We start from the raw sequence: 18,730 nt of genomic DNA, 5'->3' as shown, positions 1-18,730 counted from the left end.
CTCAGCATCAGGAGCAGAGCCATGGCCTATCAGTCCGGCCGGAACATCCTTGTCGCCTACAAGCCTGAAGCCAGCTTCGGCGTCCTGCCGGACGGCGCGACCGGGTCGAAGGTCTTCCGACCCAATAGCGGCGGCCTTAACCTGACGAAGGAGCCGATCCGCTCCAATGAGGTCCGGCGCGACGGCCAGATCTCGCGCGGTCGCCACGGCTCGCGCTCGGTCTCCGGCTCCTATGTCGGCGATCTCTCGCTCGGCAGCTATGACGACTTCATCGAGGCGGCGTTCCGCGGCAGCTTCGACGCCCCGCTCGCGCTGTCCGGCCTGGCGGTGGCGGCCGATGCGACTGGCAAGACCTTCACGCGGGCGTCGGGCTCCTGGATCACTGATGGCGTCCGCGTCGGCGACGTCGTGCGCTTCGGTGCCTTCACCGCCGGCGGCGCCGCCAACAATGGCCGGAACCTGCGCGTCGCAGGGCTGACCGCCCTGGTGATGACGGTGGCCGATCCGGTGACGACGATCGCAGAGCAGTCGAACATCACCCTGGCGCGGGCGAAGAAGCTGCTGATGGGGACGATCCCGCGATCCTTTGCGGTCGAGGAACGCGAGATCGATATCGACGGCTCCGAGCTGTTCACGGGTGTCCGGATCGGCTCGCTGCAGCTGCAGCTACAGCCGAATGGCATGGCGACTGTGACCTTCGGCCTCGTCGGTCAGGACATGGACACGAAGACCGGCGTGGATTCGCCCTACTTCGCCTCGCCGGTCGCGACCACCTCAATCGGCATGACCGCCGTCGAGGCGATGATCCGGCTGGGAGCTGAGGATGTCCTCGACATCACCGCGCTCAACCTCAACATCAACCTCAATGCCGCCGGCGTGCCCGTCGTCGGCTCGGTGTTGACGCCCGACGTCTTCACCAACCAGGCGACGGTCGAGGGCTCGATCACCGCCCTGAAGAAGGACATCAGCCGCGTGCAGCAGTTCCTCGACGAGGAAGTCCTGTCGTTGCACCTGCTCTTCACCGAGAACGAAAGCGAGCCGAAGGACTTCTGTTCCTTCTTCGTCGGCAACCTGACGCTGGCGAGCATGCAGAAGTCGGAGCTCGGCGCCGACAATGCCCGCACCCAGACGATCAACCTGCTGATCGGGAAGGACGAGCGCGGCGGCGCCTATTCCGATTCCACCGTCGTCTACCAGACCTCGGCGGCCTGATCGCTGGGGGGACCAGCAGGAGCACCACCATGAGCAAAGCACAAGATGCCGAGCGGGCGATCCGCTCGGCCGCGCAGGCGCTCGCCGACGCGATCGACGAGGGTCGCAAGGCCGGCCTCGCCGTCGCCTGGCCGAGCCGTCACGAGGACCTGCCGGCGATCGCGATCAGCGCGACCGGCAAGGCCGACGAGCCTGAGCCGGCCAAGCCTGCGCCCGCCCGGCCGGTGAAGGCCGGCTGATCCAACCCGCCCGACAGCGGACGAGCTCGCTCCGGCGAGTGTCGCGACAGGTGGGGCGGTGTGTCGGCGCCGCCCCGCCACCTTCCGACAGAGGTTAATCATGAAAACCCAGGACACGGCCGCGGTTGCGGTCGATCTCTCAGCCTTCCAACCCGCCGATGTCGACGTGCTCATGGTGCTGCAGCCTGGCAGCGGCCAGCCGACCGGCTGGGCCATCACCTTCGCCGGGCCGAGCCATGACAAGACGCTGGCCTGGGCCAACGCCAATGCCCGCGAGGAGCTGCGCAAGCAATCGCTGCTCGAGGCACAGATGCGCAACGGTCGCAAGATTAAGCCGGAAGAGACCGACGTCGAGCAGGTCCGCCGCGAGAACGTCGCCCGCGTCGTCGCGCGCATTGTCGACTGGACGCCCGTCCGGCTCGATCCGGCGAGCCCGCCGCTCATCTTCAGCGAGAAGGCGGCGACCGAGCTGTTCCTCGACCCGCGCTTCGGCTGGGTCTATCTGCAGGCTCTCGAATTCCTCAATGACGAGCGGTCTTTTACGAAGGCCTCGGCGAAGAGCTGATTGCCTACGCCGAGGCTGAGTTCCGGCTGTCGGCGCGCGACAAAGATGGCTTCAGCCATCGCGAGACGCTGCAGACCCTGCTCGATCGTGTCAGGGATGGCGAGCGCCGGGCCGAGATCGAGGCCGAGCTCGCCGTCCCGCCGTTCCCGTCGGCACTGGCGTATCTCTGGCAGGCCTTCAATCGGCTGGCGTCGCGCCGCGGCTCGACCGGCTGGGGGCCGGCAGCGTTGAGCTGGCAGGACCTCGATGCCTTCTGCCGGATGACCGGATTTCGGTTCGCGCCGTGGGAAGTCGAGGTAATCGAGGCGTTGGACGTCGCGGCTTTGAATAGCTTCGTCGCCAGACAAGAAGCTTAGCCGCTGCGCCCGCAGCTCTCGATCTTCGACCACATCTGCTCGGGCCAGCTGCCTGCTCTTGTCCTGATGTCGACCCTTGATCGGTTTTCACCGACCTTGCGGACGTAAGCTTCCATTTGGCGGATTGGGATGACGCCGAGTGCGCCATAAGTAATTCCCTCCCACGCGATCCGGATCGCATTCTCGCCCCGCAGATCAACAAGCTTGACCTCGCTAGGCCAGACCTCGTCCAGTTTGCGAAATGCGCAAGCGGCAAAGCGGGAATATTCGACCTCAACCTCACGCGTGAACTGAACGCCGCCCTCTGGGACGGTCGAACACGCTGCGACCGTCGCCGCCAAGCCAAATAGACCGATCCAACGCATCTTGCCCTCCTGCAGCTCGGGACCATAAGCGCATGTCTCAGGTTGTAACAACCTTGACGGTCGATGCTCGCGGAGCGGAGGCCGGTACCGCCCTCTATATCCGCCAGATGGAAGCGGCGCAGTCAGCGTCCGACCGGGTTCTGCAGGCCGAGCGCAAGGCGGCCGAGGCGCGCGAGCGCGGCACGCTGATCGCGATGAAGCAGGGCGATTCGATCAGCGCAATCAGCCGGCGGTGGACGTCGCTGGCGGCTTCGATCGACCCGGCGGCGCGCGCAACGCTGGCGATCGAGCGTGCTCAGCTTCGAGCCGACGCCGCTTTCCGGGCTGGTATCGCGACCGAGGCCGAGGCCGCGCGCGTCGTTGACCTGGTCCGCCAGAAACATGATCTCGCGGCGCGGGCGGTGAACGACAACTCGGCGGCGCAGGGCAACCTGGTCCGCAGTTCGGGGCTGGCCCGGCATGAGCTGATCAATCTCAGCCGGCAGGCGCAGGACGTCGTCGTCTCGCTCAGTTCCGGCCAGGACGCGATGACCGTGCTGATGCAGCAGGGCTCGCAGGTTGCGGACGTCTTCGCCAGTTCCGAGGGGACCGTAGGCGGCTTCTTCCGCCAACTCGGCGGCTGGCTGGTGCGGATCGCGCCCTGGGCTCTGGCGGCGACGGCGGCGATGACGGCGCTCTATTCCGCGATCAGCGTTGCCGGCGAGCGCCGGCAGCTCGACACGTCGCTGCTGGGTTCGGGTCGTGGAGTCGGATTGACCGGCGGCCAGTTCGATCAGCTGGCCAAGGCGAGTGCCGATACGGCCCAGATCACGGTGTCTAATGCCCGCCAGATCGCGGCCGAGTACGCCAAGCTCGGCCAGCTTGCCGCAACGCAGCTGCCGCAGCTGACCAGGTTGACGAAGGATTATGCACTGATCACCGGCCAGGGCATGACCGATGCTGCGCGCGAGCTTGCGACCGCCTTCGCCGACCCCAGCCGGGGGGCCGAGCAGCTCGCGGGCAAGGTCGGCGCTCTCGACAGCGTGACCGTGCGTTCGATCCGCACGGCCGAGATGTATGGCGATCGGTTGCGGGCGCAGAAACTGCTCATCGACGGCCTGGCGCAGTCGATGGACGGGGCCGCGAACGCGCAGAGCAAATGGGATCGGTTTATCGAGCAGTATTGGAGCCGGCCGATCGACCGCGCCAAGAACTTCATCGGCGATGCGGTGATCGGCCCCGACACTGCAGAGAAGGTTGCCGCGCTCGATCGACAGATCAGGGATTTGCGGGCTTCGGCGGCTAACGCGTTGCCCGGTCCTGAAGCGCTCGGCATCAACCGTGCTCTCGGGGATCTGGAGCAGCGCAAGGCCGCCCTGGAGGGCGAGCTCAAGGTCACACAGGACCTGGCAAAGGCGCGGGCCGAAGCCGCGGAGGCAAACCGCAAGGTTGCTGGCGCCGAGGCCACAAGCCGCGAGGTGCGGCCGTTCGTTGCGGAGATGGAGAAGCTTCAGGCCGATTCCAGCCGCCTGAAGCAGGGCTATGAGCAGGCCGCCGCTGCTGCCGAAAAGCTGCTCCTGACCAAGCCGGCGGACAGCCCGGAATGGTGGACCGCTACGAAGCAGGCCGCAGACCTGAAGGCGAGCTATGAGGCGGTGACGCGCCAGCTTCAGGAGTACAAGGAAGCGCAAGCTGCAGGCTCGATCGAGGCGGACAAGGCGGCCCGAGCGCAGGAGATCCAGAAGCGCTATCTCGGCCAGGTGTCGGCGGAATCGAAGGCGGCGCTTGCGGCTGAGCTGGCGCTCAATGATGCCCGCGGCTCGACCATGACGGCGACCGAGCGTCAGGCCTCAGCCGAGCGGGCCCGCGTTGACGCCATCATTCAGACGACGCGGGCGCAGGAAGATGCGAAGCGCGCCAGCAATGACAACGTCTCCTCGCTGGAGGCACAGGCCAGGGCAGCGAAGTCGACGGGCTCTGAGTTTGCCGAGGCTGCGCGTCTGCGGAAGGAGGCCGAGCAGTTCGCGGAACGCAATGGCGGCAATGCCGAGGAGGTCTATCAGCGCCGCCTGGCCGAGCGGCTGGCCGAGGTCAACAAGGAACTGGCGGTCAAGACGGCCCAGACGCGGGAATCGGCCGCGATCGAGAATGCGGTCAATGGCCGCTCCGGCAATCTCAGCGAGACCGAGCGTGCCCAGCTGCTGCAGCGCCAGAACGCACTGATGCAGGAGCGTCAGCGCCTGCTCGCCGCCGGCGCGACGGATCAGGCCGCGGTCAACGCTCAGCTGAACGAATATGGCCGGGCGCTCGATAGCGCGGTCTCGGCCCAGACGCGAGCCCGCGCGCAGGGCATGCTCTTTGGCCAGCGCGAGCAGATCGCAGCGCTGGAGCAGGAAGTCGCGCTGATCTGGCAGTCGGCCGATGTGCGCGAGCGCCTGATCGCGGTGATGCGGGCCGAGCAGGAGCTGAAGCGCCAGGGCATCCCGCTGACCAGCGCCGAAGGCCAGGCCTATGTCGCCAACGCGGCGACGATCGCCGGGCTCAACACGGTCAAGGACTCGCTGGTCGATATCCAGTCGCTGGGCCGCGATGCGCTCAAGGGCCTCATCGGCGACCTGCGCGCGGGCAAGTCCGGTGCCGAGGCGCTACAGAACGCGTTGAGCCGCGTGCTCGACAAGATGCTCGACATGGCGCTCAACAGCCTGTTCGGCGCCAAGGGCGGCTTCAACTTCTCGTCGCTGTTCGCCGGCTGGGGATCGAGCGGCGGCTCCTCGCAATACACCACCGACAGCGCGGCCGCAGTGAAGTTTGCAACCGGCGGCTATACCGGCGCCGGTGGGAAGTACGAGCCGGCCGGCGTCGTCCATCGCGGCGAGTATGTGTTCTCGAAGGCGGCGACTGACTATCTCGGTGTCGGCAACCTCGAAAGCCTGCACCGGCGCGGCATGCGCGGCTATGCTGATGGCGGCCATGTCGGCATGCCGGCCAACAGCAATGCGCCTGCGGCGGCCAACAGCAACCGCTCGACGCGCGTCAACGTCCAGATCATCAACGAAACCGGCGGCCAGGTCGAAGGCGAGGCCGAGCAGACGCAGAATCCCGACGGCTCGATCGACACTGTCGTGCGTCTGGTCGAGAGCCGCATGGGTCAGCGCGCTGGCCGCGGTCAGGGCGGCCTCAGCGGCGCCCTCCGCGCTCGCCAGGCCAACAAGCATCTGCAGGGCTGACAATGGCTGTCCCCGTCTGGCCAAGCACGGTCCCGCATCAAAGCGAGGCCGAGGGCTCAACCGCGTCCGCATCGTTCACGCCGCCAGCGGTCTTCAAGACCAATGCCGGCCCCTCAATCAAGCGTCCGCGCCCGGGTCCGCGGGTCACCACCATGAGCTGGCGCAGCATCCCGCTGACCGGCGTGCAGTGGGCGGCGCTCGATGAGTTTCTGCGGGTGACGCTGCACGACGGTACGCTCGTCTTCGATATGCCGGTCTATCGGCCGGATCTCGGCTACGTGCTCCGCAAATGCGAGATTGCCGAAGGCACACTGTCGAGCGACTTCAGTGCGCCGCCCTGGACGCGCGTCGCCTTTACCCGGCTCGTCTACAACTGGTGATGCGATGACGCTGTCTGCTGCCTTGGCGAGGTCCTGGGCCTCTGCCGATGTCGATGGCGACGTCTGGGAAACGATCCAGTTCGACAACGCCGTGCTTATCGAGCCGTTGCGCTTCCTGAACGCCGTCCCGGTGAAGGACGTCTTCGAAAGCAAGAGCTTCCCGGTCGAGCCCGGCGGGCCGCTCGTGCCGTTCCAGGTCATCCCTTTCAGCTGGACGCGGCCAAGCCATGAGGAAGATGGACCCGGGCAGGCTCGCCTGCGGGTCAGCAACATATCCGGTCATCTGCGCGAGCCGCTGGAGCTGGCGGTCACCTCGGATCAGCCCTTTCTGGTGACCTACCGGGAGTACCATTCAAAGGACCTCAGCAACCCCGACGTCTGGACCGGCCTGCGGTTGAAGCGGGTTTCGGTCAACCCCTTCTCGGCCAGCGGCGAGCTCACCTATTTCGAGATCGCCCTCAAGGCCTTTCCTCGCAAGACCTACGACCTGCAGACCTACAAGGCGCTCCATGTCCTGTGATGCCGTCGATTTCGTCAACCGGATGATCGGCCGCCCCTACGAGCCGACCAGGCTGCATTGCTGGGAGCTGACGCGGCAATGTCAGCACGAGGTCTTCGGCCGCGAGCTGCCGATCGTGCTGGCAGCACCGCAGAGCAAGCGCGAGCTGATCGGCATGATGGCGGAGCGCGATCGGCATGACGACTGGTGCGAGGTCGCCGGCCCCGCGCATGGCGCGGTCGTTTTCATTGGCCGCGAGAGCCTCGGCCGGGTGCGCGCCGCGATTCATGCCGGCGTCTTTCTCGCCCTCGACGGCGGCGGTGTTTTGCACACCGACGATCCGCACGGCGTCGCCTTCGAATCTCTCGCCGTCCTGGCCGCTCGCGGCTGGGCGGCCCCCAGCTACTACCTGCCCGCCCGATGACGACAATTCTCTTCGAACGCCTCGACGGCAAAACCGACAACACTCCGATCACGCTCGATCGCCGCCGTCGGCGGCTTTCGACGATCGTGAAGCGGCACGCCAATCGGACGCGTCCGCATATCGTCTGCGTCTATCGGGCTGGCCAGCCTTGGGCCCCGACGGATTTCAACGTTCGGATGCCGGAGCGTTGGCGGTTCGAACGCATCGAGCCGGACGACACTGTTGCGATTATCTATGCCCCGCGCGGCGGTGCCGGCGCCGGTGGCAACCGGGCGGGCAAAGCGGCCGGCATCGGCATGCTCGTCGCGACGATCGCACTCGCGGCGCTCGGGCAGTTCTGGGCTATCGGCGCAATCGCTGGCGCACTCGATGTCAGCATGAAGGTCGCTGGCTTCCTGTACACGGCAGGTTCGGCCGCGCTGCTGGCCGGCGGCGGCTATCTCGCCTCGCGTGCGACGCAGTCCAAGGCCAACAAGGAAGAGGGCAACCGCCCGCTCTATGGCGTCTCCGGCGGCGGCAACCTCGCGCGAGCGGGCGATCGTATCCCCGCTATCTTTGGCCGGTGCTGGACGACACCGGACCTGTCGCAGCCCGACTTCATTATCTTCGAGGGCGACGATCAGCTCCTGTACAAGCGGATGACGGTCGGCCTCGGCAAGCATTCGATCAAGAAAATCCGCATAGGCGGGGCGGTGATCTGGACCCCCGGGGGCGTGCAGCCGCCCTTTACAGGCGCACAGGTCGAGATCATCGACCCAGGCGGGTTCTCCAACCTGGTGCCCGGCCAAGTCGCACAGGCCCAGGCCGTGGCAAGCATAGAGCTGCCGCGCCCCGGCGACAGCCCGGATTGGGCCGGCCCCTTCACCTTCGGCAGCAATGCGGCGCCGCAATCGCGGGTTCAGCTCAACTGGACCCTGCCGGCCGGCATCTATGCGATCGGCAGCGGCAAGTACGAGGGCAAGCAGTTCCCGACCGACTGGGGCGTGCTCTTCCAGTACGCCCACGTCAACGAGGATGGCGATGTCATCAGCGGCTGGTCGGATCTCTATCGCGAGGAGGGCAATACCCAGACGACGCAGCCGCGCCGGGTGACGACCTTTATCGACATCCCGGCCGGGCTCTATGCCTATCGCGCCTGCAATCTCGGCCAGCAGCCGCAGAACGGCAAAATCGTCAACACGGTGACGTGGGAGGGGCTGTTCTCGCACATCCCCGAGGGCATCTACCGCCCGCATGTGACCGAGATCGCGATGCGCGTGCGCTCTGGCCCGGGCGTCGGCGTCACCGCGTTTGCCAATATCGAGGTCGAGGCCGCGCGCATCCTGCCGGTCTGGAACGGCAGCGCCTGGATCGACACCGAGACGCGCAAGGCGGTGTGGGCTGCGGTCCATATCCTGCGCGACGAGGTCGCCGGCGCCGGCCAGCCCGACAGTCAGATCGATATCGCGACCTTCGCCAGCTATGCCGCGAGCGTCAATCAGTACGATACCTATGACGGCGTGATCCGGGGGCCGATCTCGGTCTATGAGGCACTACAGACGGTGCTCGGGGTGATGCGCGCCTCGCCGCTGCGCCTCGGCAATCTCTGGACGATGGTGCGCGACGACCAGAAGCTCGTGCGCAAGCACGTCATCACGCGCCGCCAGATCCTGGAAGACACCGACAGCGAAGACTTCAATCTCGACCTGTCGGACGGCGCCGCCGACGTCATCGTCGAATGGGACGATGACGGCGACCCGCGCAAGCATCGGGACTATCCGGTCCGGTTCGGCGTCGACACCGGCAACCCGCGTCGGATCAAGCTAGAAGGGGTCACCGAGGGCGCCCATGCGATCCATCTCGGGACCTGGGCAGCCTCGACCGCCTATCGGCGCCGGCGCACGCGCACCTTCACTTTGGAACTCGCCGGCCGAACGATCCTGCCGAACGACAAGTGCCTCGTCGACAGCTGGTATTTCGACGAGCAGGACACGGTCGGCGTCTACGGCGGCAGCGGTCTCAAACTGCAGATCGACAAGGCTTTCACCCTGCCGAGCGCGACCTGCTACGGCTACCTGCGTGCCCAGGACGGCCGGTCCTGGGGGCCGGTGCAGCTTTCGCAGGTCGATGATTTCACGCTGGCGATGAACCCTGACGACGTCGCCGCGGCGCAGGCCCAGACGGGGCTGGCGATCGGCCAGGTGCTCAGCACGGCGACGCAAGCGCCGACCTCGATGGTGATCGGCGAGCTCGACGTGATCAGCAATTCCTGGCTGGTCCGCGCGATCCGCTTCCTCGATCCCGAGCGGGTCGAGATCGAGGCGACCTTCGATGCGCCCGGCGTCTGGAGTGATCTCGGCGAGGCGATCGTCGCTCCGCCGCCGCCGCCGTCCTCGGGCCTGGTCAATCAGGCGGCGATCGACATCGCCTATATCTTCGCCGATGCGCGCCAAAGCGGCACGCAGATGTACATGGACTGGTCGGCCGGCCGGCCGCGCGTGCCGGTCAACTATGTTGTGCGGATCTCCTACGACAATTGGGAGACCTATGAGGACGCCTATCACGGGCCGGCCTCATCGGGCCGCTATCCGGTGCGCGACACCAACGACTTCATCCTGGTCCGCGCGTTCGCCTATGCCGAGGATGGCCAGCGCAGCGCGATCCGCTCGACGCAGTTCAGCGCGCCGCAGGCTGTCATTTCCGGCAAGACCAGCATCATGCGGGTCGACTATGACGAGCTTGTCGCCGGCATCCGCTACCGCACGCAGCAGATCCCGAGCATCGATCCGCTGTTCTCGACGGTGCTCGAAGGCCTGGTCGACGGCTTCAACGCCAATCGCCTCGCCGAGACGGGCCTGCGGCGAACGGAGGAAGTCCGGACCGAGCTGACGCAGGCGCTGGTCACCACCAGCTATGAGCTCAGGACCGAGTATCAGCAGGGCTTCGCCACGGTCTATGAGCAGACGGCAGCCCTGGCGCAGCAGGACCTGGTGATCGCCGGCCAGCTGACGCAGTTCAACACGCGGCTGGGCGACAACGAGGCCAAGCTCGACACCGAGATCTTCGTCCGGACCAACCAGACCTCGGCTCTGTCGCAGCAGATCACCAGTCTGACGGCCACCTTCACCGGGCACGCTGCTGCAACAAACCAGTCCCTGCAGGCGCTGGCGACCGCCGACCAGGCGATCGCGCAGCAGGTCAGCCAAGTCTCGGCGCGGCTCGGAAACCTGATGGCCGAGGGACTGGTCCAGTTCGCCGCCGTCGCCAAGCCGTCGGGCGTGTTTGCCCGCTTCGCCGTGCTCCTGCGGGCCGAAGCGGGCGGCGCCGCTTATGAGACTGGTCTCTATCTGGAGCTGATCCAGCAGGGCTCCACCTTCTACAGCCAGCTCTTCATCGACGTTAACCGGTTCATCCTCGGCAATCCGCTGACGCGCACCGTGCCGTTCTCGGTCGTCGACGGCGTCACCTATATCGACGACGTCGTGATCCGCACCGGCACGATTTCCCGCCATGCAAGCGCTGACAGCGCCGGGCGCAATGCGGTGATCGGCCTGCCGGTGCGTGTCGGTTCGCGCGTCAACATCACCGGCGTCTACCAGGGCGGCCAGACCGGCGTGAACGGCACAGGCGCGGCCATGCGCATCAGGCGCAACGGCGTCGACATCAAGGTCGTGCCGGTCAGCTTCGTCACCTACATCGTCAACAACGGCGCCTCGCTCGCGCACTACAACTGCACGATCGCTATGGCCTCCTATGACGTCGGCTACACCGGTGAAGACATCATCGAGGTCGTGACTGACCAGGCTGGCGTTCTGGGCGGCGTCCAGGACCTGGTTGGCGTCAGCGTCCAAGCCGTCTGCTTCAACAAGTGAGATCGGAATGAGCTTCGGGAACGTCATCTTCGCCGAGAACCTGTTCTTCCAGGGCGGACTGGTCACGGTCGTCAATGGCAGTGTCACCGTCACCGGATCTCTGAACGTGGTCGATGGCTCCCTGACCGTCTTCACCTCGGCGGCGCTCGAAGGCGACACAATCGCGGTCGGCTCGACGCGGCACTACATCAAGCACATCATCTCGGATGCCGAGGTCGAGCTCACCGAGCCTTGGAGCGGGCCGAGTGCAAGCAACGTCGCCTACACCGGTGCGCGCCAGCCCTGGCACCTCGCCGACCGCGCGCTCGCCTACAAGTTCGCGAAGTTCCTCGAGCAGGACGCCACCGCTTCGGCCACGGCCCGACAGGCCGCGGATGACGCTCTGGCTTATCGCGATCTCGCGGCGGCCTGGGCAGCACGTCCATTCAACACCGATGTCACGACGACGCCGGGCACGCGCTCGGCGCTGCACTATTCGACCGCGGCCAGCACCTCAGCCAGCGCGGCCGCCGTATCGGTGACCGCTGCCGGCGGCTGGGCGCAGCGCGCGGCGGATTGGGCGGAGAAGCCGAACGGCGAGGACGTCTTCGGGGCAGGCACCCGATCGGCCAAACACTGGGCGTCCATCGCCGGCGGCCATGCCCAGACCGTGGCCAATGACAAAGCGATCGTTGCCGACGACAAGGCGACGATCGCCGGCTACCGGTCGCAGACGTTTGACGCGCGCGATATCGCCGTCGACAAGTCAGCGCTTGCCCAGGAATGGGCCGAAAAGCCGAGGAACCAGGCCATCACCGGCACGGTCGGCGGGCGTTCGGCCAAGCATTATGCCGCGGAGGCGTCCGATTCCGCCGCCGCCGCTGCCGCCATCGTCTTCGCCGCCGGCAACCTGATCGACTACGGCATGATCACGGATCTGCCGACCGACTATGCCGATTACGGTACGGTCCCATGAGCGACGAGATGACTGGGCTCGTCGTCGATGTCGACGGCGCAGCGGATTCGATCGCTGCCGAACTCTGCGTCGCGGAGGACGACCCTGGCGTCGTCCTGCTCGTGATCCACTCCGGACGCGACCAGATCAGGATCTCGGGCCTGCAGCCAGCGCATGCGCGGTTGGTTGAGCTCGCCTTCAACGCCATCCACGAGGATTAAACAATGGCCATTCAGGTCCAGCATCGCCGTGGCACGGCCGCGGCGCACTCGGGTTTTGTCGGCGCGCCCGGTGAACTCACCTGGATTACCGATGAGAAGCGCTGGGTTGGCCACGACGGGGCGACGACTGGCGGCATCAAGGTGGCGCGCCTCGATGAGGTTTCGAGCGAGGTGCTGCGCGCCGTCGGCAATACCAACTTCAGCTTCCAGATCACCGACCGGATGGTCGTGTCCAATACGGCGTTCACCGCGCCGCGCACCGGCACACTGCCGGCCGCCAACGCCGTCTCCGCCGGCCGGACGATCACGTTCTTCGACACCTTGCCTGCCATCAACGGCGCAAACACCCTGACCATTGCGCGCGCGGGGTCCGATACGATCAACGGCGCGACGTCGCTGGTCTGCTCCACGCCGGGCGGGCGCTGGGACCTGGTGTCGGATGGCGTCTCGCGCTGGAGCGTGACGTCGTTCATTCTCGACGGGGACAGGGGCGACATCGTCGCTTCCGGCTCCGGCGCGACCCTGACGATCGACCCCGCGGTCCTGTCGGCCTTTGGGAGGACTCTCGTCGACGACGCCGACGCGGCCGCAGCACGCGCGACCCTGTCTGCCCTCGGCTTGGCGCAATCCGGCCTGCGCAATCTGATCATCAACGGCGATTTCAGGTTCAACCAGCGGGCCTATGGAGGCTCCGCAGTCGGCGCCGGCGTCTACACCTTCGACCGCTGGAAAGCTGGCGCCTCGGGCGTGACCTTCACCGCATCAGGCGGAAATGCGACGATCTCGGCTGGCTCTCTCGTGCAGATCATCGAGGGCGCCAGCATCGCCTACGGCGGCACCTACGTGATCAATTGGGTTGGCAATGCCACTTGCACGGTCGACGGGGTCGCCAAGACGAAGGGCGAGACGTTCACGCTGACCCAAGGCACCAACTGTACCGTGGCATTCTCTGGGGGATCGGTCGGATCCGTTCAGGTTGAATTCGGCGTCATTCCGACAGCGTTCGAGATCCGTCCCTATGGTCTCGAGCTGATGCTGTGCCAGCGCTATTACGTGCGCTTCGGCGAGACGGGAAGGTTTACCGTTGGCTCTGGGATGTCGACCTCTTCCCTGACTTGTCTCGCTTTTGTACCGCTTCCCGTTCCCATGCGCGCTATCCCTGTTCTCTCTTTATCGTCTGTCGCGCAGATCGCTGCTGACTCGGCAGGCGGCACGGGGGCCACAACTGCCGTTGCGATCACAGGGACTTCGCCCGCTGGACGTTCCGGTATCGACCTTATCATTACCACCTCGGGTTCGTATGCGGTGCCGACGGGAGTTATCGTTCGCATTTCCGCGAACCATTGGATCGCTTTCGACGCGGAGCTTTGACATGGAACTGCGCTATATTTCCGAGACTTCGATCGCCGCGGTTTTGGCTGACGGGGACGCTCTTCACGGCACCGCCGGGCCTTGCGAGGTCTCTTTCCCGGCAGAGCCGGGCGAGCCTTATTTCGACGCCGCGCTCGCAACCGGATTGACGATCGCGCTCTATGTGCCGCCGTCGGCGCCGACCTTCACCCGCATCCCCAAGGCGGAGGTCTGGCGCCGGCTGACCGACGAAGAGGCCGAGGCGGTGGATGCTGCGCTGCAGGCCGCACCGCTGCGCCTGCGCCGGGTCTTCGAGGCCGCGCAGTTCCTCGATACCGCGGATGCGGATTATCCCGCCCTGCGCGCCGGCGTCGAAGCCGCGCTTGGCGCGACCCGCGCCAATGAGGTCCTGGCGCCGACTTACTAGGCCGCAAGGCCTGCCAGCGCCGCAATGTCCGCCGCCTTCGGGCGGCTTTTTCGTATCCGGAGCATACACCATGGACACGACCGCTCTCCAGCGGGCGCTGCTCGCGCTCGGCTTCTATAGGGGCTCGATCGACGGCATCATTGGGCCGGCCACGAAGGCTGCCGTTGCCGCGTTCCAGCGGGGCGCAGGGCTTTATCCTGACGGCATCGCTGGGCCGAAGACTGCCACAGCGTTGGGAGCAGCGCAGGAACCCAGCCAGGCTGCGCCCGCGCCACCGCGCCAGTCCACCTCCGCGATCGGCCTCGATGCGCTGATCGCGCGCGAGGCGCGGCGCCTGACCGCCTATATCGACAGCGTCGGGGTCTGGACGATCGGCATCGGCCACACCGCGGCCGCCGGCGCTCCGGTGCCATATCGGGGCCTGACGATCACACGAGCGGAGTGTGATGCCATCTTCGCCCGCGACATCGTCCAGTACGAAGATGCCGTCCGGCGCGCTGTCACCGTGCCGCTTGCCGATCACCAGTTCGATGCACTCACCTCGATCTGCTACAACATCGGCACCGGCGGGCTGATGAAGTCGAGTTTCGTCAAGCTGATCAACGCTGGCGCTCCTGCATCGCAAATCCGCGCTGCCATCCTGGCCTGGCGCAAGCCGCCAGAGATTTTGTCGCGGCGTACGGCCGAGGCCGACCAATTCATGACGCCATATGCGACCCGGCTGCCAAAGGCGCGCTCGACCGACGCCGCGCCGATCAAGGTCGCCGCCTGAGCTGATCCCGCCGGCGGCCATCAGTCATCCACTGACGTCTCTCGCTTTCCGCGAACCGACTTCACCACCAGCAGCAGCATGGAGAGCAGCATGATCAACAACGTTCAGTTCTGGAGCTTCCTGCGCCAGATCCTCCTTGCCGTCGGCGGCGGCCTCGTGACGAAAGGCTATCTGGATAGCGGCACGCTCGAGGCGATTGTCGGGGCGGTGATCACGATCCTGACGGCGGCGTATGGCCTGTACGTGCGCCGTAAGGCCGGCCTGGTCGCGACTGCCGCAGCACTGCCCGAAGTGGCCAAGATCGTCACCACGGCGGAGATCGCGGCCAAGGTCGACGACCCCGCCACCGTCGTCGCGCGCTGACCGCTGGCCTCGCCGATGATCATCGTCCGCGTCGCGCGCGGCATCACCGACCATTTCCCGGCGCGAGCCAGCGAGTGGGGCTTCGCAGCGCTGCTGATCTGGCTCGGTTCGCTCTTCTTGCAGTACCCGGCGCTCTTCGACGCTTCGCTGAGCTATGGCGGGCTGGCGAAGATTGCCGACGAGCTCGTCTGGGGCTGGGCCTGCATCCTGATCGGCGCGCTCCGGCTCGTCGCACTTGTCGTCAACGGCACGTTTGCCGGCACCTGGTACGGGCGATGGTCGCCGCATGTGCGCGGCGCCTGCGCCTTCCTGTCATGTGGCGTCTGGTTCCCGGTCTTCGCCGGCTTCCTCGCAACCGATCGCCCGCTGCTGATCGTCTGCTATGCCGGCGTGGTTCTCGGGCTCGACGCCTACAATATCCGGCGCGTCTGGACCGACGCCGGCCGGGCCGAGAAAGCACATGCCGATGCCGCCGGGCTTTGAATGGATCGCCGCCCTTCCGCCCGGCCTGCAGATGCTGGTCATGCTCGGCGTCGGCATCGGCTTCGTCTTCCTCGGCCGGAGCGGCTACATCGCCGGCAAGCGCGAGCCGCCGGTCACCGGGAAAGATGTCGTGCTGCAGGCGGCCAGCATCGCCGACATGACGGCCGTCAAGGAATTGGCGACCGGCGTCCTTCGCCTCGCACTGGCGCAGGAGAAGGAGGCCGAAGAGACCGGCCGGTGCGCCGACGAGTTGGGGACGATACGCCAGATCCTCGCGGAGGATGCCGAGGATCGGCAGGACTACCGCCAGTGGCGCAAGGGCTACGAAGCCGGCCAGAAGCGCGAACCCGCGCCGCGCCGACGGACGTGATGGAATTGCCGGGCATCCGCCCTGCGATCGCCTGGCCGGCGTAACCGGCTGCCCTCCTTGGGCGTTTCCTCCCTAGACTGGCCCGGTCTCGCTCGCGCGGGGCCGGGCCTTTTTTTTCCTGCTGACCGTGCGGTAATGGAGCGAGATGTCTGACGGTTACGCTTTACTGCGATATGGGATCGTCGACACCGCAACCTTGTCTTTCAGGTGCCCAAGACCATATCGCTCAAGCATTCTCCTAAAACTGATCAGATTTAGATTGCTAGAGCGTGTAGGTCCAAGGATAAAATTACAAACTATATCGCCGAACTTAGTGTCTCCATCCGACATTTTTTCAAGTTTATCAAAATTCAACTTCAATCTAGGCTCGATGCCATTTGGTCCGTTATAATACGATTTCATTTCGTCAAATCGTTCATCCTTAATATCAGGAGTAAACATTACGCGCCACTCTTGCTCTTCAGCAAATCCTATATGTTTAGTTACTAGAGCAGCCAGCTTGAGGCGCTCGAATGATTGATACGCAATCGCAAAGATGTCGCGAGCGTCAACTGGATTAGATTGAATTATCTTAGCGATTTCTAGCGCTTTGGCCGTCAACCATTTGTCTCGTTCGATATTTGATTTATATTCAACCTTAACAATTCTTAGCGGCGTCGCATCCGGTGACGGGCTAATTTTACTTGTGTCGAATACGATCGCTGCCCCGTTTCCATCAAATCCATAGGCGCGCCACATTGAAAGCCGCCCATCTACTTCGTCCTCGCCGATTTGCGAGAGGCAGAATATATACGTATCTGGGAAGTGTTCATCTCGGAAATATTTGTATTTGAATTCAAGATATGAAATAAATTTTCGATGGAACTCCGCGTTATTAAATGCTGCCGCGATATCTTTGCTTTCAATCATCACGTCCATGGCCTTGTCTAAGCCATACTCTAGCTCTTCCCGGTCGTTCATAAGGGTCGGATTGGCAAGCCAAACTTCTCTCGAATTCAAGATGGACTCGATATTTGCCAACGAAGAATAGTGCGCGAGCAACGGCTTGCTTTGGTAAAACTCCTGGTCAAGAGGGATGTCCGAATATATTGAGTCCATTAATTCGTAGAATGGACTGTTGTACTCTTCTCTTTCCTGCATCATCTTTGTCTACTGTAAGGAATTAAACAGATGCGGTGATTGGAAGCGATACTAATCGATAAAGTCAAGTGCGGACTTGAAGCGCTCGTGGCGGCCTGGGCTTGTGCAGGTGCTTTGCCTATAACGCTCGATCTCGCTGACGAGCTGCGCGACTGCCGCATCGAGGGTGCTGATGCGGGGAGAAGGCGGACGAAGCTGCTGTCTACAGGCTGGCCTGAGCCTCAATACCTACCCTTGCCCGCTCGCGCATCCACAAGCTCCATGTGCCTAATCCATTGCAGCCAGCGCTCATCGCCAAGCCAAGTGCGATAGGTGTCCCAGGCTGAGCGGAACTGTTTCATCGCATCATCGCGCGTCTGAGCGACGCCTTGCTTCCCGAGGTCTGAGCAAGGGTCATGGACCTGTATTGTCCAATGCCATACGGCGCTGTGCTGCCATGCCTGGTAGACGATCGACCCGACGTAGACGCCTTCGCTGGTCACGCGCCAGAAGTGCTCTCGGTTCGCCTGGATCGGATCGTCGGGGTAGCTGCGGGACAGGACCAGGCTCATGCCGTCAATCCACCGAGATTGGACTGCTGGCGGGGCCGGCCTCGATAACGGTCACAGCGCCCTGATCTGCTCTTCGAACTCCTCCGGAATCGCACCATGTCGGGCGAGCACGTCGAGCGCGCTAACCTCGCCGGTCTCATCATCCGCGGTGACGTGGATGACTGCCACGCCTTCCGCGGTGCGGCCCAGGCGCTCGCCCTCGTTCAGAGCTTGATGCTTCGTCTTGGCCGGCAGGCGCTGGCCGGGCACCAGGCGCTTGCGATGCGTCTTGAAGGGCTGGAGGAAGAACGTGTCGACAGTGGCCATAACTTGACTCCCTGATACGGTATGTTCTCATAATGTTCTCATATCGAGGATGCAAGCCATGCCTGCCGTTCCGTTGCCGGACACGTCTCTTATGACGACGATCGAGGCCAAGGCCGCTATCGGGCGATGACGAAGCATGAGCGCCGGCCGGTCACGCTGGCGACGATGATCGGGCACTATCCCTGGGTGGCCCTGCACCTGCGCTGTCACCACTGCGCGCGCGAGGCGAAGGTCCGCCTGGCAGTTCTCGCGATCGAGTACGGATTGAACGCGCCGCTTGGCCGGGTGCTGCGCACCTTCGTGTCAGAATGCCCCTACGACCCGCTCAATCCCAGCTGGAAGCCGCAGAAGTACGGCCGCAAATGCGGGGCGTATTGTCCGGACGTGATGAGCCCGCGGCCGCCCGACCTGCCGCCCAGCCTGTCGGGGCTAACCTTGATCGAAGGCGGCAAGGCGGACGTGCTGCCCGCCGAGCCGAGCGAGCCAGTTCGCCGCCGGCGTGTCGGCGAAGGCGATGAGTGAAAAGTGGGAAAGAGGCACGCCGAAACCCCTGAAAAGAGGTGGGCGAAAACTCTTTCCCACTGGGCGCCAACTATCTGATTACGGCCACTTCAGGCACTTCGGCCCGGCCCACCACTTTCCTAGTCTCCTATTGATTTCATTGCGCTTTTTCGCCTGATTTTTCCCACTGCCTTCAACCCGGCTCGAAAGTGGGA

The 18,730-nt window shown here is 64.8% G+C and carries 22 protein-coding genes; 18 read left to right on the top strand and 4 right to left on the bottom strand.

Features of this window, described 5'->3' with window-relative positions:
* The first annotated feature begins 21 nt into the window (after nucleotides 1-21).
* The 4 genes from BMZ21_RS29205 (at nucleotide 22) to BMZ21_RS31190 (ending at nucleotide 2,372) form a co-directional block, all read left to right on the top strand.
* A complete protein-coding gene (locus tag BMZ21_RS29205) occupies nucleotides 22-1,212 on the top strand; it encodes a phage tail tube protein (protein WP_091843472.1) in 1,191 nt (396 codons plus the stop codon).
* 29 nt (nucleotides 1,213-1,241) lie between these two features.
* Nucleotides 1,242-1,451 (top strand): hypothetical protein, encoded by a 210-nt coding sequence (locus BMZ21_RS29200; RefSeq protein WP_091843468.1) that lies wholly within the window; start codon nucleotides 1,242-1,244, stop codon nucleotides 1,449-1,451.
* A 100-nt stretch (nucleotides 1,452-1,551) separates the two neighbouring features.
* Nucleotides 1,552-2,016 carry a hypothetical protein gene (locus BMZ21_RS29195; protein WP_091843463.1) on the top strand — a complete coding sequence of 155 codons (465 nt, stop codon included), beginning with the start codon at nucleotides 1,552-1,554 and terminating at the stop codon, nucleotides 2,014-2,016.
* Nucleotides 2,013-2,372 (top strand): phage tail assembly chaperone, encoded by a 360-nt coding sequence (locus BMZ21_RS31190; protein WP_425285480.1) that lies wholly within the window; start codon nucleotides 2,013-2,015, stop codon nucleotides 2,370-2,372. The genes BMZ21_RS29195 and BMZ21_RS31190 overlap by 4 nt, the downstream gene beginning before the upstream one ends.
* Here BMZ21_RS31190 and BMZ21_RS29185 read toward each other — a convergent pair.
* Nucleotides 2,369-2,737 (bottom strand): hypothetical protein, encoded by a 369-nt coding sequence (locus BMZ21_RS29185; protein ID WP_091843455.1) that lies wholly within the window; start codon nucleotides 2,735-2,737, stop codon nucleotides 2,369-2,371. The two genes, BMZ21_RS31190 and BMZ21_RS29185, sit on opposite strands and share 4 nt — an antisense overlap.
* 53 nt (nucleotides 2,738-2,790) lie before the next feature.
* On the opposite strand from BMZ21_RS29185, the gene BMZ21_RS29180 reads away from it, so the two are divergent.
* The 13 genes from BMZ21_RS29180 to BMZ21_RS29125 all read left to right on the top strand — a co-directional run bounded on the left by BMZ21_RS29180 (nucleotide 2,791) and on the right by BMZ21_RS29125 (nucleotide 16,017).
* Entirely contained in the window at nucleotides 2,791-5,943 is a 3,153-nt protein-coding gene (locus BMZ21_RS29180) for a phage tail length tape measure family protein (RefSeq protein ID WP_167561799.1), read from the top strand.
* A 2-nt stretch (nucleotides 5,944-5,945) separates the two neighbouring features.
* Nucleotides 5,946-6,323, top strand: coding sequence for a hypothetical protein (locus tag BMZ21_RS29175; protein WP_091843449.1), 378 nt, complete (start codon nucleotides 5,946-5,948; stop codon nucleotides 6,321-6,323).
* Between the two features lie 4 nt (nucleotides 6,324-6,327).
* The gene (locus tag BMZ21_RS29170; RefSeq protein ID WP_091843444.1) at nucleotides 6,328-6,843 is read left to right on the top strand and encodes a DUF1833 family protein; all 516 of its coding nucleotides are present in this window, start codon (nucleotides 6,328-6,330) and stop codon (nucleotides 6,841-6,843) included.
* Complete coding sequence (locus BMZ21_RS29165; protein ID WP_091843439.1) at nucleotides 6,833-7,246, top strand: hypothetical protein; 414 nt, start codon at nucleotides 6,833-6,835, stop codon at nucleotides 7,244-7,246. Before BMZ21_RS29170 ends, BMZ21_RS29165 begins: the two co-directional genes overlap by 11 nt.
* Entirely contained in the window at nucleotides 7,243-11,097 is a 3,855-nt protein-coding gene (locus BMZ21_RS29160; RefSeq protein ID WP_091843436.1) for a host specificity factor TipJ family phage tail protein, read from the top strand. Before BMZ21_RS29165 ends, BMZ21_RS29160 begins: the two co-directional genes overlap by 4 nt.
* A 7-nt stretch (nucleotides 11,098-11,104) precedes the next feature.
* A complete protein-coding gene (locus BMZ21_RS29155; RefSeq protein WP_091843433.1) occupies nucleotides 11,105-12,052 on the top strand; it encodes a hypothetical protein in 948 nt (315 codons plus the stop codon).
* A gap of 8 nt (nucleotides 12,053-12,060) precedes the next feature.
* Entirely contained in the window at nucleotides 12,061-12,252 is a 192-nt protein-coding gene (locus BMZ21_RS29150; protein WP_143079841.1) for a hypothetical protein, read from the top strand.
* Nucleotides 12,253-12,255: 3 nt separating this feature from the next.
* Entirely contained in the window at nucleotides 12,256-13,623 is a 1,368-nt protein-coding gene (locus BMZ21_RS29145; RefSeq protein ID WP_091843425.1) for a hyaluronate lyase N-terminal domain-containing protein, read from the top strand.
* 1 nt (nucleotide 13,624) lies between these two features.
* Nucleotides 13,625-14,029, top strand: coding sequence for a hypothetical protein (locus tag BMZ21_RS30680; protein ID WP_208862401.1), 405 nt, complete (start codon nucleotides 13,625-13,627; stop codon nucleotides 14,027-14,029).
* 70 nt (nucleotides 14,030-14,099) lie between these two features.
* Complete coding sequence (locus BMZ21_RS29140; RefSeq protein WP_208862400.1) at nucleotides 14,100-14,801, top strand: glycoside hydrolase family protein; 702 nt, start codon at nucleotides 14,100-14,102, stop codon at nucleotides 14,799-14,801.
* A gap of 90 nt (nucleotides 14,802-14,891) precedes the next feature.
* On the top strand, nucleotides 14,892-15,164 hold the full coding sequence (locus tag BMZ21_RS29135) for a Pam3-gp28 family putative phage holin (protein ID WP_091843417.1): 273 nt from the start codon (nucleotides 14,892-14,894) through the stop codon (nucleotides 15,162-15,164).
* Nucleotides 15,165-15,179: 15 nt separating this feature from the next.
* A complete protein-coding gene (locus tag BMZ21_RS29130) occupies nucleotides 15,180-15,647 on the top strand; it encodes a hypothetical protein (RefSeq protein WP_091843412.1) in 468 nt (155 codons plus the stop codon).
* Nucleotides 15,625-16,017 carry a hypothetical protein gene (locus tag BMZ21_RS29125; protein WP_091843408.1) on the top strand — a complete coding sequence of 131 codons (393 nt, stop codon included), beginning with the start codon at nucleotides 15,625-15,627 and terminating at the stop codon, nucleotides 16,015-16,017. Before BMZ21_RS29130 ends, BMZ21_RS29125 begins: the two co-directional genes overlap by 23 nt.
* A gap of 156 nt (nucleotides 16,018-16,173) precedes the next feature.
* On the opposite strand, the gene BMZ21_RS29120 is transcribed toward BMZ21_RS29125, so the two are convergent.
* The 3 genes from BMZ21_RS29120 to BMZ21_RS29110 form a co-directional block, all read right to left on the bottom strand.
* Nucleotides 16,174-17,160, bottom strand: a complete 987-nt coding sequence (locus BMZ21_RS29120) for a DUF2971 domain-containing protein (RefSeq protein WP_091843405.1) — start codon at nucleotides 17,158-17,160, stop codon at nucleotides 16,174-16,176.
* A 218-nt stretch (nucleotides 17,161-17,378) separates the two neighbouring features.
* Complete coding sequence (locus BMZ21_RS29115) at nucleotides 17,379-17,708, bottom strand: hypothetical protein (RefSeq protein WP_091843402.1); 330 nt, start codon at nucleotides 17,706-17,708, stop codon at nucleotides 17,379-17,381.
* Between the two features lie 51 nt (nucleotides 17,709-17,759).
* Nucleotides 17,760-18,014: a hypothetical protein gene (locus BMZ21_RS29110; protein WP_091843399.1), complete on the bottom strand. Its 255-nt coding sequence runs from the start codon at nucleotides 18,012-18,014 to the stop codon at nucleotides 17,760-17,762.
* A gap of 126 nt (nucleotides 18,015-18,140) precedes the next feature.
* Between BMZ21_RS29110 and BMZ21_RS29105 the strand changes: the two genes are divergently transcribed.
* Complete coding sequence (locus BMZ21_RS29105) at nucleotides 18,141-18,536, top strand: hypothetical protein (RefSeq protein WP_091843396.1); 396 nt, start codon at nucleotides 18,141-18,143, stop codon at nucleotides 18,534-18,536.
* Nucleotides 18,537-18,730 lie beyond the last annotated feature (194 nt).

The sequence above is a fragment of the Allobosea lupini genome (assembly GCF_900109525.1).
In the GTDB taxonomy this organism is placed as follows: Bacteria; Pseudomonadota; Alphaproteobacteria; order Rhizobiales; family Beijerinckiaceae; genus Allobosea; species Allobosea lupini.
This window is presented reverse-complemented; position numbering and strand designations above follow the sequence as displayed.